Below are 14,473 nucleotides of genomic sequence, written 5' to 3'. Positions count from 1 at the left end.
CCTTCACCGAAGGCGCCCGCATCGCCGGCCTCGACCGCTCGGGTGTCTCGGCTACGCCGGCTCGCGGATTCGATGCCTACTCCGATGGCGCACGTGCCGGCAAGTTTGACCCGTACACGGATGGCGCGCTGGTTGCCGGCCTGGATAGCACCGGCGTATCGGCTACGCCGGCCCGCAGCTTCGATGCCTACACCGACGGCGCTCGCAGCGGCAAGGTCGACGTCTTCACCGAAGGTGCCAACGCCTGATGCATCCGACAGTAAGAAACGTTACCGCGCGCGGTGCCGGCTGACAGCCGCGCCGCGCGCTTTGCCTTGAAGCGAGAGGGAACAAGTGAGCTAACCGCTAACCGCTAATCGCTAACAGCTAGATTGCATTTCGCCGTCCACCCGCACCGCGAGGCCCAGCGGATTGCCGGCCCGCAGCGCTTGTGGCAGCAAAGCCGCAGGCATGTCCTGGTAGCAGACCGGACGCAGGAAGCGCGCGATTGCCAGCGAGCCAACGGAAGTCGAGCGCCCGTCCGACGTGGACGGATATGGGCCACCGTGCACCATCGCGTGGCTGACTTCCACGCCCGTACCGAAACCGTTCACCAAGATCCGGCCCACGCGCCGCTCCAAGGCAGGCAGGAGGCCGCGTGCAGCGTCGTGATCGGCTTCATCGATGTGGATGGCGGCGGTCAATTGCCCTTCGAGGGATTCCACCACGCGCTGCATGCTGGCCAGGTCCGGGCAACGCACCACCAGCGACGCCGCGCCGAAGATCTCCGCGCGCAGGGCCTCGTGCTCAAGGAACGCTTGCGCGGTAGTGGAAAACAATGCKGCCTGCCCCTGGTATTGMGCGCCCGCCTGCCCACGCGCCACGGTGCTCACCTGCGGATGGCAGCCGATGGCATCCACCCCCGCGCCGTAAGCGCGGTGAATGCCGGGCGTGAGCATGGTTGCAGCCGGGATCTGCGCGATCGCCGCTTCGGCCGCTGCCAGGAAGCGCTCCAGATCCGGGCCGTCCACGGCAAGGATCAAGCCGGGATTGGTGCAGAACTGGCCCGCGCCGAGCGTCAGCGAGGCTGCGAATGCCTTGCCGATGGCATCGGCGCGGTTGCCCAGCGCGTGCGGGAACAGCAGGACCGGGTTGATGCTGCTCATTTCCGCGTAGACGGGAATCGGCTCGCTGCGGGCCGCGGCGATCTGCATCAGCGCGGTGCCGCCGGCGCGCGAGCCGGTGAAGCCGACCGCCTTGATGCGGTGATCGCTGACCAGCCCCTGCGCGATCTCCAGGCCGGCATCGAACAACAGCGAGAACGTGCCCTCGGGCAAGCCCAGCGCCTCCACCGCCTTCTGGATCGCACGGCCGACCAGCTCCGAGGTGCCAGGATGCGCCGGATGCGCCTTGACGATGACCGGGCAGCCGGCGGCGAGCGCCGACGCCGTGTCGCCACCCGCCACCGAGAACGCCAGCGGGAAATTGCTGGCGCCGAACACGGCCACCGGGCCCAGCGCGATGTGGCGCAGGCGCAGGTCCACGCGCGGCAGCGGCCTGCGTTCCGGCTGCGCGGGATCGATGCGCAGGCCGAGGAAGTCGCCCCGCCGCACCACGCCGGCAAACAGCCGCAACTGGCCCACGGTGCGCCCCAGTTCGCCTTCGATGCGGGCGCGCGGCAGGCCGCTCTCGCTGACGCAGCGCGCGATCAGCGCGTCGCCGATCTCCAGGAGATTGGCGGCGATCTTCTCGAGGAACGCGGCGCGTTGCTCGAGCGGCGTTTCGCGATACACATCGAACGCCCGCGCAGCCAGCGCGCAAGCCTGGTCCAGTTGCGCCCGCGTGGCGCCGCCAAAAGCCGGCGCCAGGGTTTCGCCGGATGCGGGATCGACGGCCCGGAGCTCGCCATGGGTGCCGCGCACGGACTGGCGGCCAATGAGCAGTTCGCCTGTGAGGTTCATCTTGGGTCCTTGAAATGAAAAGGCGGCGCGTCAGCGGCGCCGCCAGTCGTTCGATATGGGTTAGGGGTTAGGGGTTAGCGGCTCGCGTCAGCCGTGGCGCGCCTCACTTGCCCCAGCGCAGCACCATCGGATCCAGCCGGCGCGCGATCTGCAGCAAGCCGGCACGCGTGGCCGGGTGCATGGGCTGCAAGGGATGGCGCAGCGCGTCGCAGGCAATCACGCCGCCCTCCTTCATCAGCGCCTTGGCGGTTGCCAGCCAGCCTTGCCGGTTCTCATAGTTGATCAGCGGCAGCCATTGCTGGTAATGCTGCGCGGCCAGCTCCGTGTCGCCGGCCTGGTAGGCATCGACGATCTTGCGGATGCCATCGGGGAAGCCCGCGCCGGTCATCGCGCCGGTGGCGCCGGCATCGAGGTCGGCCATCAGCGTGATGGCTTCCTCGCCATCCCACGGGCCGACGATGGCGTCGCCGCCAAGCGCGATCAGCTCGCGCAGCTTTACCGCGGCTTGCGGCACCTCGATCTTGAAGTACGAGACGTTGGCAATCTCCTTGGCCAAGCGCGCCAGGAACGGCGCCGGCAGCGTGGTGCCGCTGACAGGCGCGTCCTGGATCATGATGGGGATATCGATCGCCGCTGAGATGGTCGCGAAGAAGTCGTAGATGGCGCGCTCGGGCACGCGGATGGTGGCGCCGTGGTACGGCGGCATCACCATCACCATGGCGGCGCCGGCATCCTGCGCGGYACGGCTGCGCTCGGCGCAGATGCGCGAGCTGAAATGCGTGGTGGTGACGATCACCGGAACGCGGCCGGCCACGTGCTCTAGCACCGTGGTCATCAGCAGGTTGCGCTCATCGTCGGTGAGGACGAACTGCTCGGAGAAGTTCGCCAGGATGCAGATGCCGTTGGAGCCGGCGTCGATCATGAAATCGATGCAGCGGCGCTGGCCGTCGAGGTCGAGGCCACCCTGCTCGTCAAAGATGGTGGGCGCCACCGGGAATACGCCACGGTAGGCGGGATGGGTATCTGGCATGGTGTCTCTCTCCTTGTTATGGCTCGGCGACTTGCGGCAGGGAATGAATATACGGCGCGCCATGCCACGCTGTATATTGAATCCTTTCCATCTCGTGATCGCTTTTACGACTCACGACTCACGACACACATGGCCGCTCACATGGCCGTCATCCTTCCGGAACCCGAACGCACATGAAAGCCACGCTGGACGTGCTGATGTCCCGCCTGCGCATGAAGCAGCTGCAATTGCTGATCGCGCTGGACGACCACAAATCGCTGCACCAGGCCGCGTCGGCCATGGCCATGACGCAGTCCGCGGCCAGCAAGGCCTTGCAGGAACTGGAAGGCATGCTCGATGCGCCGCTGTTCGAGCGCTCCAAGACCGGYATGCGGCCGAACCAGTTCGGCCACTGCGTGATCCGCTATGCCCGCCTGCTGGCAACGGACCTGACGTCGCTGTGCCAGGACATGGCCGAGATCCGCTCGGGCCGTGGCGGGCACCTGGCCGTGGGCACCATCATGGGCGCGGTGCCGCAGGTGCTGGTGCCGGCGCTCGATGCCATGCAGGCCGACCAGCCGAACCTGTCCATCGAGATCGTCGAGGACACCAGCCTGCGCATGCTGACGCTGCTCGACGATGGCCGGCTGGACCTTGTCATCGGTCGTGCGCTGGTGAGCGAGCAGCCCGCCAGCTATCACTACGAGCCGCTGGGCGACGAGCCGATCTCCGTGGTGGTTGGCTATGCCCACGCGGCGCCGCGCGGCCGGGAGCTGGGCTTTGCCGACCTTGCCGGCTACCGCTGGATCGTTTATCCCGGCCAGATGCCCATGCATGCTCTGCTGCAGCGGGAGCTGGACATGGCGGGACTGGGCATGCCGCCCAATGCGATTTCCACCTCGTCCACCTTTGTCACGGTKACCATGCTGCAGCGCAGTGCCAGGCTGGTATCGCTGTTGCCGACCAGCGTGGCGGAGCTGTTTGCCCGGCAAAAGCTGCTGCGGATCCTGCCGGTGCGGATGCAATCCCGCCAACAGACCTTCGGCATCGTGACCCGGCGCGGGGGCACGCTGTCCGCCGCGGCCGGACAACTGATCAAGCTGCTGCGTGCCGGGTGCTCGCCAGCCTGAAAGCGCGTTTCAGGCTGGCCGCTGGCCATGCAAGACGCCCCAGGGGGTTCCTCCACGTATTCCCACAGGTAATCACCCATTCAATAAACATCATTAGTCAGATATCACTCCCATCCTTATAGTCTGGCTATCCGCGCATCAGCACATCAGCGCAGGCCCATAACAATGATGGAGACAATGATGAAACGATGGATGTCCGGCGCCCTCGCCGGCTTGCTGGGAATTGGAATTGCCGCCGCCATGACCGGCGCCTGCGCGCAAGACACCCGCCCGGTACGGTTGATGGTGGGTGCCGCGCCCGGCGGCGGCACCGACGTCATGGCCCGCATCGTCTCCGACAAGCTCGCCGCCATCCTCAAGCAACCCGTGGTGGTGGACAACCGGCCCGGCGCGTCCAACACCATCGCCGCCGACATTACCGCCAAGTCCGCGCCCGATGGCAACACGCTGTTGATGGGTGTGGTCACCTCGCAAGCCATCGCGCCGCACCTGCTCAAGCTGCAATTCAATCCGCTCAAGGACCTGGTGCCGGTGGCGCTGGTGTCGTCGGTGCCCAATGTGCTGGTGGTCAACAACCAGGTGACGGCGCGCGACGTCAAGTCGCTGGTGGCGCAGATCCAGGCCAATCCCGACAAGTTCCGCTATAGCTCCTCCGGCGTCGGTAGCACCCAGCACCTGGCCGGCGCGGCGTTTGCGCACCAGATCCATGGCAAGTTGCTGCACGTGCCCTACAAGAGCAGCAGCAGCGCGCTGGTGGACCTGATGGGCGGGCAGGTCGACATGAGCTTCGAGACCATGCCGTCCGTCATCAACCATATCAAGGCCGGCAAGCTGCGCGCGCTGGCGGTCACCGCCGATCAGCGCTCGGCGCTGTTGCCCAACGTGCCCACGCTGGCCGAAGCCGGCGTGCCGGGCATCCAGACCAATGCCTGGTACGGCGTCTACGCCCCTGCCGGCACGCCGCCCGCCACGCTGCAAAAGCTGGGCGCCGCGCTGGCCACCCTGCTCAAGGATCCCGACACCGTGCGCCGCCTGAACGACGTGGGCGCACTGCCAGGCACGCTCAATGCCGCCCAGTTCGATGCCTTCTCGCGCGCCGAATATGCGCGCTACGGCAAGATGATCGCCGAGCTCGGCGTCAAGCTGGACTGAACCAACATCCCCCGATCATTCTGAGACCCCCATGACCCAACGACCCAGAATCGCCATGGTGCTCGGCGACCCCGCCGGCATCGGCCCCGAACTGATCGYCAAGCTGCTCGCGGACCCCGATACCGCGGCGCGCGCCGATATCCTGCTGATTGCCGACCGCGACGAATGGCGTCACGGCATGCAGGTGGCCGGTGTTGACATCGCACTGCGCGAAACCGACTCGCTGGTGTTCGCCGGCAATGACAGCAACAACGCGGCGCGCCTGTTCCACTGGCAGCTCGACGGCAAGCCCGCCTACCAGCGCGGCGTGGCCAGCGCCGAAGGCGGCCGCTACAGCCTCGGCACGCTGGCACTGGCGCTGGAACTGGCCGACGCCGGCAAGGCCGATGCCATCCTGTTCGGCCCGCTCAACAAGAGTTCGCTGCATGCCGCGGGCATGGGGCATAACGACGAGCTGCACTGGTTCGCCGAGAAGCTCGGCTACCACGGCGCCTTCTGCGAGTTCAATGTGCTCGATGGCCTGTGGACCTCCCGCGTGACATCGCACGTGGCGCTCAAGGACGTGCCCGCCATGATCAACCGCGCCAGCGTGGGCGACGCCATCGACCTGATCGACCAGGCCCTGCGCGGCGCCGGCATGGCCCGCCCGCGCATTGCCGTGTGTGKCCTGAACCCGCACAACGGCGACAACGGCGCCTTCGGATGCGAGGAGATCGACATCATCGCGCCGGCCGTGGCCGACGCACAGGCGCGCGGCGTGGCGGCCGATGGCCCCTTCCCCGCCGACACCATCTTCCTCAAGGTGCAGGGCGGCCCGGACGAGCGGCAGTTCGACGCCATCGTCACGATGTATCACGACCAGGGCCAGATCGGCATCAAGCTGATGGGCTTCTCGCGCGGGGTCACCGTGCAGGGCGGCCTGCCCGTGCCGATCACCACGCCGGCCCACGGCACCGCCTTCGATATCACGCAGCAAGGCCGCGCCGACCTCGGCGCCACGCTGCAGGCTTTCCGCATTGCCTGCCAGATGGGCAGCAGCCGCGCAGCCCACAAAGCCCGCTAAGCCCAGTAAGCCCAATAAGCCCGCCACCATTCGCCACTGGCACCCAAACCCACGGAGACTCTCTTGAAAATCACCAACATCCGCACCCGCGTCTTTGAATGGAAGGGCAAGACCGTGCCCCCGCAGGCCCACTTCTGCACCAACGCCACCGACATCCTGTTCGAGCGCGGCGACGCCATGGGCTCCTTCCGCTTCCACGGCTGGCTGGTGGTGGAAGTCGAGACCGACACGGGCCTCGTCGGCATCGGCAACTGCGCGCTGGCGCCGCGCGTGGCCAAGGAAATCATCGACCAGTACCTGGCCCCGATCGTGATCGGCCAGGACCCCTTCGACAATGAATACCTGTGGCAGAAGATGTATCGCCGCACCCACGCCTGGGGCCGCAAGGGTATCGGCATGGCCGCGATCTCGGCGGTGGACATCGCGCTGTGGGACCTGATGGGCAAGGCCGTGGGCAAGCCGGTGTTCAAGCTGCTGGGCGGGCGCACCAAGGAAAAGATCTGGTGCTACGCTTCCAAGCTCTACAACAACGATGACCGCGACGCCTTCCTGGCCGAAGCCCGGAGCTATCTCGACCAAGGCTTCACCGCCATGAAGATGCGCTTTGGCTATGGCCCGAAGGATGGCMCCGCCGGCATGCAGAAGAACATCGAGCAAGTGCGACTGTTGCGCGAGCTGGTGGGCGACAGCGTCGACATCATGCTGGAGTGCTATATGGGCTGGACGCTGGAGTACGCCCGCCGCATGATTCCGCGCCTGGCCGAATTCAACCCGCGCTGGCTGGAAGAACCGGTGATTGCCGACGACATCGAAGGCTACGCCGAACTCAAGAAGATGAGCCCCTTCCCCATCTCCGGCGGCGAGCACGAGTTCACCTCCTACGGCTTCAAGGACCTGTTGGAGCGCCGCGCGGTGGACGTGATCCAGTACGACACCAACCGGGTTGGCGGCATCACCGCCGCGCAGAAGATCAACGCCATGGCCGAGGCCTGGTCCGTGCCGGTCATCCCGCACGCGGGCCAGATGCACAACTACCACCTCACCATGGCCTCGACCGCATCGCCGATGTCCGAGTTCTTCCCGGTGCACGACGTGGAAGTGGGCAATGAGCTGTTCTACTACATCTTCAAGGGAGAGCCGACGCCGGACAGGGGCTACCTGCAGCTCGACGACAACTTGCCAGGGCTGGGGCTGACGATCAACGAGGAGTATTTCGGGGAGTTCGAGATCATCGGATAAAAGGGGCCGCAACAGCCTGCAATCCTCCTGGCTGTGCCGGCTGCGCTCTCTGAAGGGCGCAGCCGGCCACTTGCGTTTCAGGTCCGGCCTCGGTCCTTCCCCCCTCACCCCTTCACCGCCACCGCCCCCAGCAACGCCCGCACCAGCGCCTGCAGCGGCTCGCTATGCTCCGTGCGCCGCAACCACATCGCGCCCACCGCAGGCAGGTCCCACGTCAGCGTATGCGGCAACACAGCCGCGCTGYCGGTGGCCGCGAGCTCGGCCGCCACCGCGCGCGGCACGATGGTGATGGCGCGTGGCTGGTTGCGCATCAGCGTGGCGATGGTCTTGATCGAATAGGTTTCCACCATTGGCGTGGGCGGCACCGCGCCGGCGGTGGCGAACAGTGTGTTGATGGTGCGCCGGATCGGCGTGTGCGCGGGCGGCAGGATCCAGTCCAGCGCCGCCAGGCGCTGCCAGTCCAGCTTGCCGCGCGCGAGCCGCGCAGCGGCGTCCACAGGCACCACCAGCGCCGGTTCCTCGCGGTAGAGCGGCGTCTGCGCGATGTCGTCGCCCGGCGCGTAGAAGGACCGGGCAATCACGCAATCGAGCTCGTGCGCGCGCAGCGCCGCCACCAGTTCATCCGTGGTGCCCTCGCGCACCAGCACCGCCACGCGCGGCTGCTGCTGCAGGCCGTGCGAGCAGGCCGCGTCCAGCACCACCGGCGCCACATAGGGAATCACGCCGATGCGCAGCCGCCCGTGCAGTCCGGCGCCGATCACCGCCAGCTCCCGCCCCAGCGCCTCCGTATCCGCCATGGCCAGCCGCGCATGCGCCAATACCGCCGCGCCGGTGCCGGTCGGCTCCAGCCCCCGGCGCGAACGCACGAACAGCGGCACCATGAAGATCTCCTCGATCTCCCGCAGCGCCTTGGTCACGGCGGGCTGGGTCAGGTCCATCTCGGCCGCCACGCGCGAGACCGAGCGCTGGCGGTCCAGCGCCAGGAGCAGCGCGAGGTGCTTCAGGCGCAGGCGCGAGACGAGGTTGTGCTGGAGTTTGTCGACTGGTGAGGGCAATGAAAGTCCTGGGCCTGAGCACGTTGCAAGCCTGTGATTTTACTAGGGCACGTTTGAACCACCGGCACCGGCAGCATACGTGCGGTAACGCGCGGACCGCGGTCGTGACGTTGTAGCACAATGCCTGGCGGATCCCGGCTGGATCTCAGCGCCGAAATCGTCACTTCTATGAGAAGACACGATGAACAGGGTCACAGGCCACCTGGCCGTCCTCTTCGCATTGAGCCTGTTTGTCATTCCTGGTGCGCAGGCGTCCGACATCGTCTGTAAAACAGCGCCCCGTGCGGCCCCTGCCGGCTGCCAAGGCCCGGCCGCAAGCCGCCAGGCGTGTGCGCGGCAAACAGACAATCGCCCGCGCGCGGCGCGGCTCATCTGCGATTACGCCCTTCTGTCGATTGGCTATGAGCGCATCTATGCCGAACAGCAGCGGCTGCTCCACACAGGCGCAATTCGCAAAGCGGATATCGTAGCCTGGCGCAAGAAGCGGGACGCTTGCGACTCCGTGCGCTGTCTTGACGGTGTCTTCGCGCAATGGCCGCAGCACGATGCCAGGCCGAAGCCGGCCCGGGACGCCAATCGCGCCAGCAAGCAGCACGAGAAGCTGGAAGCGCATCACAGTCCACGACGCGGCGGAGCGGCAAGGCCAATGCCGCTCAGACAGAATCCGCAGGCACCAGCGCAGCCGGTGGCCACGCCGCACAACGCGCCGCCGGCCACGATCGCTACCACCACGGACACATCGTTCCGCGCTTCGCCGACGGTCGCCGCTGCGCCCCCTCTCGCTAACAAGGCGGTTTCCGGCCCCAAGGGCACTCTTGGCAACCTGGCCTGGTTTGGCGCGTTCGGCATGAGCCTGGCCTACCTGCTCAAGCGTGGACAGGACGGGCGCTTGCGCAAAGTGGTTGCGCAGTGCCGGCGCACGCCGGCACCCATGCTGGTGTTGTACGCATTAATCGTCGTGAATGTCCTGCTTCTGTTCTTCGCGTTGGCGAAGGGCTAGTCCAAGTGTGGCCACACCTGAACGGACCGGGCGGGGAGGTGCCCATCCTGCTGTGGAGCGAGCGCGAACGCGGGGTGCGCTCCATCTGCGGGCAAGGCCCCGCGCCCGCGCTGGCTGACCCTGCCGCGATGCGCGCCATGGGACTGGACCTGGTGCCCGGCATCGGCCTGCTGCCCGCCACGGTGCCCGGCGCCTTCGGCGCGTGGCTGACCATGCTGCGCGACTACGGCACCTGGATGCTGGCCGATGTGCTGGCCCCCGCCATTGGCTATGCGCGCGACGGCTTCCCGCTGGTGCCGCGCATCTCGCAAGCCATCCTGGCGGTGCGCGAACTGTTCCAGAACGAATGGCACAGTTCGGCGGCCGTCTGGCTGCCTGATGGCCGCGTGCCCCGCCCGGGCAGCCTGCATACGGTGCCTGGCGTGGCACGCACCTATACGCGCATCGTCGAGATGGCCGAAGCCGCCGGCGGCACGCGCGAGCAGCAGATCGACGCCGCGCTGGATTGCTGGTACCGAGGCTTCGTCGCCAGGGAAATCGACAGCTTCTGCCGTACCCAGGCGGTGCGCGACACCACCGGCGAGCGGCACAAAGGACTGCTGCGCCATGAAGACATGGCGCACTGGGCGCCCACCGTGGAAGCGCCCGCCACGCTGGAATTTGGCCGCTATACGGTGGCCAAGTGCGGCATCTGGAGCCAGGGCCCGGCATTCCTGCAGCAGCTCGGCATGCTGCGCCACGCTGATCTCGCGGCCCACGCGCCGACCTCGCCCGAGTTCGTGCACCGCATTGYCGAGGCGGCCAAGCTGGCCATGGCCGACCGCCTGGCATGGTACGGCGACCCCGGCTTTGGCGATACGCCGCTGGCTGGCCTGCTCGATCCCGGCTACCTCGCCGCACGCGCTCGCCAGATCGGCGAACGCGCCTCGCTCGACATCCTGCCGGGCACGGTCGGTGGCCGCGCGCCCCGCCTGCCCGACCTCGGCGCGGCGGAGCGCACGCTGCGCCACGCCGACGTGCGCTTCGGCGTGGGCGAGCCCACCTTTGCGGCCATGCCGCCGGTAGCGGAATGGGCCGAGCGCGAGATCTTCGTCGGCGACACCTGCCACATCGACGTGATCGACCGCGACGGCAACATGGTCGCGGCCAYGCCATCGGGCGGCTGGCTGTCGTCCAGCCCGGTGATTCCCGCGCTGGGCTTCGCGCTCAATACCCGCCTGCAAATGACCTGGCTGGAGCCGGGCCTGCCCAACACGCTAGCGCCGGGCAAGCGCCCGTGCACCACGCTGTCGCCCTCGCTCGCGCTGCGCGACGGCGAGCCCTATATGGTCTTCGGCACCCCCGGCGGCGACCAGCAGGACCAATGGTCCGTCGCCTTCTTCCTGCGCCACGCCGTGCACGGCATGAACCTGCAGGAAGCCATCGATGCGCCTGCCTGGCATGTCGATCATTTCCCCGGCTCGTTCTGGCCGCGCAAGGTGGTGCTCAACCGGCTCAGCGTGGAGTCCCGGCTGCCCGAGGACACCATCGCGGCGCTGCGCGCGCGCGGCCATGAGGTCAAGGTGGGCGAGCCGTGGTCGGAGGGGCGGATGTCCGCCTGCACGCGGGAGCGCGATGCGCAGGGGCGGCTGGTGCTGCGCGCCGGCGCCAATGCGCGTGGCATGCAGGGATATGCGGTGGGCCGCTGACGGAGCATTGGCTCACGGGTCCACAGGCTCACTGGTCCCGACTCGCAGGATCGAATCAAACCGGATCGCACCGTGCGGTTCGCATAGCCATCGGAGAAGGAAAGAGATGAAAGCCGTTTTGAAGCGCTGCTTGCTGGGCCTTGCCACGTTCTCGCTGTTTGCCGCCGCCTCGGGCGCCGGCGCCGCCGATCCCTTCCCGCAAAAACCGATCACGCTGATCGTGCCGTGGGCCGCCGGCGGCTCCACCGACATCCTTGCCCGCGTGCTGTCCGAGCACCTGACCCGCTCTCTTGGCCAGCCGGTGATCGTCGACAACAAGCCCGGCGCATCCGGCAATATCGGCTCTGCCATGGTGGCGCGCGCCAAGCCCGACGGCTACACGCTGCTGGTCGGCTCCATGAGCACGCACGCGATGAACCCTGCGCTGATGCCCAACATGCCCTTTCGCGGCGTGGAAGACTTCACCCCGCTGGGCCTGCTGGCCTACGTGACCAACACCATGGTGGTCAACCCGTCGGTGCCCGCGCACAACGTCAAGGAGCTGATCGCCTACGCGCGCGCCAACCCCGGCAAGCTGGCCTATGCCAGCGCCGGCCCTGGGTCCACCAACCACCTGAGTGCGGTGCTGTTCGAAAAGATGGCCGGCGTGCAGATGCTGCATGTGCCCTACAAGGGGGGGGCGCCCKCCGTGGTCGACACCGTGGCCGGACAAACGCAATTGCTGTTCTCCGCCGGCACGCAAACCCTGCCTCACGTCAAGGCCAACAAGCTGCGCCTGCTCGCCGTGACCGAAGCCAAGCGCTCGCCGCTGCTGCCCAACGTGCCCACCGTGGCCGAGACCGTGCCCGGCTATGAGCTGTCCGTGTGGTACGGCGCCTTCGGCCCGGCCGGCATGCCGCCGGCGCTGGTGGCACGCCTGAACCAGGAGATCAATCGCATCATGTCGCTGCCGGACGTGAAAGAAAAGATGAACGCCATCGGCGTGGAAACCGCCACCTCCACGCCCCAGCAATTCGGCACCATCCTGCGCCGCGACGCGGACCGCTATGGCAAGTTGATTCGGGACCTGGGCATCAAGGGGGAGTGAAGCCGTGACCGATATCGTGACCTTGCCTGTGGCGTTGCTAGCCTCGCTATGCGACACCCTGGCGCGCGCAGCCGAGCCCGCCACCGCCTTCGATGCGATCGGCAGCACCACCGCCGCGCTGCTGGGCCCGGGGCTGCTCACCATCAACGCCTACCGGCGTGCCAGCTCCGAAGTGGTGCGGCTATGGTCCTCCGACACCACCGCTTACCCCGTGGGCGGCCGCAAGTACAAGGCTGATACGGCGTGGACACGCTGGGTGCTGCACCAGGGCGAGGTCTTCGTGGGCGAGGGGGACGCGGCCCTTGAGGCCGTGTTCGACGATATTTCGACGATTCGCGAGCTTGCGCTTTCGGCAGTGGTCAATGTACCGGTGTGCGAGCGCGGACTCTGCGTGGGGACGTTCAACTTTCTTGCGGCGCGCAGCGCGTGGACGCAGAGCGAGGTGGCCGTGTTGCGCTTGCTCGCGCAGATGGTGGCGCCGGCGGTGATGGCGGCTAGCGCTGCGGGGGAAGCAGAGCGCTGAGACGGGACGCCCGGCATCCGCCGTGCCGGCCGGCGAAGCGTCTACTGTCGGCATTGCGGATGCTTTGCACTTTGCAAGGACCTGGCGGAGATCCCTGCAGAGCCCCAGAAGCCGGATCATGCTCCATTCAGTTAGCTGCGACCAGCTTCTGATAGGCAAGGAACAACTCGTCCGCGGTAGCAAAGCCATCGATCCGCAGCCATGGGTTGCCCGGCGCCGCACGCAGGAATACCACGGGACTGTGGTTCATCTTGTCCTCGTGATAGACGTTGAACGCGCGCTGCGTGGCAACGCTCGCGGCAACAGCGCCGGTGTAGTGCTGCCATTCGGGACCCGCGCCGAACTTCGTCGCATATTCACGCAGGCGCGACGGCGTGTCCTGCTCCGGGTCGATCGAGATCGACACCATGYGCACCTTGTCCCTGTTCGGGCCAAGCTCGCCCTGCAATTGCGAAAGCGTCTGGCTGATCACCGGGCAGACGGATGTGCAGGTGGTGTAGATGAACGTGAGGACTACCGGGCGGCCATCGTCCAGTTMGCTCTTCAGGGAAACGGTCCGCCCATCGTCGCGCACCAGGTTCACGGAGGGCAGCGCGTAGGTCACCGTCGAAGTGCGCGTATCCCGCATCATGTGGTGATGCGCGTGCGGATCGGCGTCRTCGTGCGCGATGGCGCAAGGCACCATCGCTGCAAGCATGCCGCCAGCTGCGATCGCCGACATCAATACCCTGGCCCATCGTGCCTTGACCGTTCTCCTTCTACTCGCTCTCATGACAATCTCCTTGAGCAGTGATCGGCACACCTCGGCAACGGATCGCCCGGCGTCGGCTTTATCTCCGGCGGCACACGCCTGCCCGCCCCTGAATTATGGGGACCGGCCGCGCAGCGCGGTATGGGGCGGGCCCCTACTGCGGCGGTAGGGCAATCCATCCGGCCCACCCGGCACAGCGCGCAGCCGAACCTGGCAGCGCCCGCCTTCTGCGCGCATGAAAGGCCGCGGGATGCCCGCCTACGGCACGGTCCACTCTCCATCGGCGGCCAGCCGCATGCGCTCGGGCTCCGCAAACCGGACGATGTAACCCCCTTTGGAGGCAAAACGCTGACCAGGCCCGAGGGTCAGGCGTGGGTAGTAGCCGGTGATGATCCGGCGCTCGATCATGTCGTCGAGGCGCTCCACCAGGTAGTCGGGTGTGAAGGTATCGGCCATGTGGCTCAGCGTCTCCGCCAACAAGCCACAGGCAAGAAAGGTGTCCGCCTGCGTCTGCTCGGCAACGACCGGGATACGCCGGATCGCGAACCAGCCGAGCGCGTAGTCGACCCTCACGCGCCGCCGCTCCGGCAGATCGACGGGATAGGCAAGGCGCGTAACGCCGCGCCAGCCCGCGGGCAAGGGCGTGCGATCGAGCCCGCCCATCAGGCCCGACATGAACACATCGGCATGCGGCGGCGGTACGCTCCCGAGCGCGGCGACATCGTCCGGGCGCAGCCACAGCATCAGCGCGTCCGCGCCCGCTGCACCGCGCAGCGCTGCGGCCACGCTCTCGCTACTGGCGAGAGCGTGGCTTGACACGGGGACGCCGKGCCGCC

Annotated in this window: 12 protein-coding genes and 2 pseudogenes; 9 read left to right on the top strand and 5 right to left on the bottom strand. The window is 67.3% G+C overall.

What is annotated here, in order from left to right:
* A pseudogene (locus tag AC1DS3_RS29780) lies at positions 1-248 on the top strand (copper resistance protein CopQ); the annotation flags it as partial.
* A gap of 111 nt (positions 249-359) precedes the next feature.
* Here the strand turns inward: AC1DS3_RS29780 and AC1DS3_RS29775 are convergent.
* Together AC1DS3_RS29775 and AC1DS3_RS29770 are read right to left on the bottom strand one after the other, a co-directional pair.
* Entirely contained in the window at positions 360-1,940 is a 1,581-nt protein-coding gene (locus AC1DS3_RS29775) for an aldehyde dehydrogenase (NADP(+)) (RefSeq protein WP_441640738.1), read from the bottom strand.
* A gap of 103 nt (positions 1,941-2,043) precedes the next feature.
* Positions 2,044-2,970 (bottom strand): dihydrodipicolinate synthase family protein, encoded by a 927-nt coding sequence (locus AC1DS3_RS29770; protein ID WP_477128521.1) that lies wholly within the window; start codon positions 2,968-2,970, stop codon positions 2,044-2,046.
* A 173-nt stretch (positions 2,971-3,143) separates the two neighbouring features.
* Between AC1DS3_RS29770 and AC1DS3_RS29765 the strand changes: the two genes are divergently transcribed.
* The 4 genes from AC1DS3_RS29765 (at position 3,144) to AC1DS3_RS29750 (ending at position 7,533) form a co-directional block, all read left to right on the top strand.
* A complete protein-coding gene (locus tag AC1DS3_RS29765) occupies positions 3,144-4,079 on the top strand; it encodes a LysR family transcriptional regulator (protein ID WP_441640736.1) in 936 nt (311 codons plus the stop codon).
* Between the two features lie 180 nt (positions 4,080-4,259).
* Positions 4,260-5,231: a Bug family tripartite tricarboxylate transporter substrate binding protein gene (locus AC1DS3_RS29760; protein WP_441640735.1), complete on the top strand. Its 972-nt coding sequence runs from the start codon at positions 4,260-4,262 to the stop codon at positions 5,229-5,231.
* Between the two features lie 31 nt (positions 5,232-5,262).
* Positions 5,263-6,294, top strand: coding sequence for a 4-hydroxythreonine-4-phosphate dehydrogenase PdxA (locus tag AC1DS3_RS29755; protein WP_477128520.1), 1,032 nt, complete (start codon positions 5,263-5,265; stop codon positions 6,292-6,294).
* A 63-nt stretch (positions 6,295-6,357) separates the two neighbouring features.
* Entirely contained in the window at positions 6,358-7,533 is a 1,176-nt protein-coding gene (locus tag AC1DS3_RS29750; RefSeq protein WP_477128519.1) for an L-rhamnonate dehydratase, read from the top strand.
* 104 nt (positions 7,534-7,637) lie between these two features.
* Here AC1DS3_RS29750 and AC1DS3_RS29745 read toward each other — a convergent pair whose 3' ends face one another.
* Positions 7,638-8,588: a LysR family transcriptional regulator gene (locus tag AC1DS3_RS29745; protein ID WP_477128518.1), complete on the bottom strand. Its 951-nt coding sequence runs from the start codon at positions 8,586-8,588 to the stop codon at positions 7,638-7,640.
* 181 nt (positions 8,589-8,769) lie between these two features.
* On the opposite strand from AC1DS3_RS29745, the gene AC1DS3_RS29740 reads away from it, so the two are divergent.
* From AC1DS3_RS29740 to AC1DS3_RS29725, 4 genes are all read left to right on the top strand, one after another.
* Complete coding sequence (locus AC1DS3_RS29740; protein ID WP_441640731.1) at positions 8,770-9,588, top strand: hypothetical protein; 819 nt, start codon at positions 8,770-8,772, stop codon at positions 9,586-9,588.
* A complete protein-coding gene (locus AC1DS3_RS29735; protein WP_477128523.1) occupies positions 9,537-11,276 on the top strand; it encodes a gamma-glutamyltransferase family protein in 1,740 nt (579 codons plus the stop codon). The genes AC1DS3_RS29740 and AC1DS3_RS29735 overlap by 52 nt, the downstream gene beginning before the upstream one ends.
* Positions 11,277-11,382: 106 nt before the next feature.
* Positions 11,383-12,363, top strand: a complete 981-nt coding sequence (locus AC1DS3_RS29730; RefSeq protein WP_477128517.1) for a Bug family tripartite tricarboxylate transporter substrate binding protein — start codon at positions 11,383-11,385, stop codon at positions 12,361-12,363.
* A 4-nt stretch (positions 12,364-12,367) separates the two neighbouring features.
* The gene (locus tag AC1DS3_RS29725) at positions 12,368-12,886 is read left to right on the top strand and encodes a GAF domain-containing protein (protein WP_441640728.1); all 519 of its coding nucleotides are present in this window, start codon (positions 12,368-12,370) and stop codon (positions 12,884-12,886) included.
* 127 nt (positions 12,887-13,013) lie between these two features.
* On the opposite strand, the gene AC1DS3_RS29720 is transcribed toward AC1DS3_RS29725, so the two are convergent.
* Together AC1DS3_RS29720 and AC1DS3_RS29715 are read right to left on the bottom strand one after the other, a co-directional pair.
* A complete protein-coding gene (locus tag AC1DS3_RS29720) occupies positions 13,014-13,583 on the bottom strand; it encodes an SCO family protein (RefSeq protein WP_477128522.1) in 570 nt (189 codons plus the stop codon).
* Positions 13,584-13,895: 312 nt separating this feature from the next.
* Positions 13,896-14,473 (bottom strand): annotated as a pseudogene (locus AC1DS3_RS29715) (cytochrome C); the annotation flags it as partial.

This window comes from Cupriavidus sp. 01L46, assembly GCF_056399905.1.
Note: the sequence above shows the minus strand (reverse complement) of the source record. Positions and strands in the feature narration are given on the sequence as shown.

Coding starts and splice junctions, on each gene's coding strand:
- AC1DS3_RS29760 (WP_441640735.1), top strand. CDS start 4,260: ATGAAACGATGGATGTCCGGCGCCCTCGCCGGCTTGCTGGGAATTGGA.
- AC1DS3_RS29740 (WP_441640731.1), top strand. CDS start 8,770: ATGAACAGGGTCACAGGCCACCTGGCCGTCCTCTTCGCATTGAGCCTG.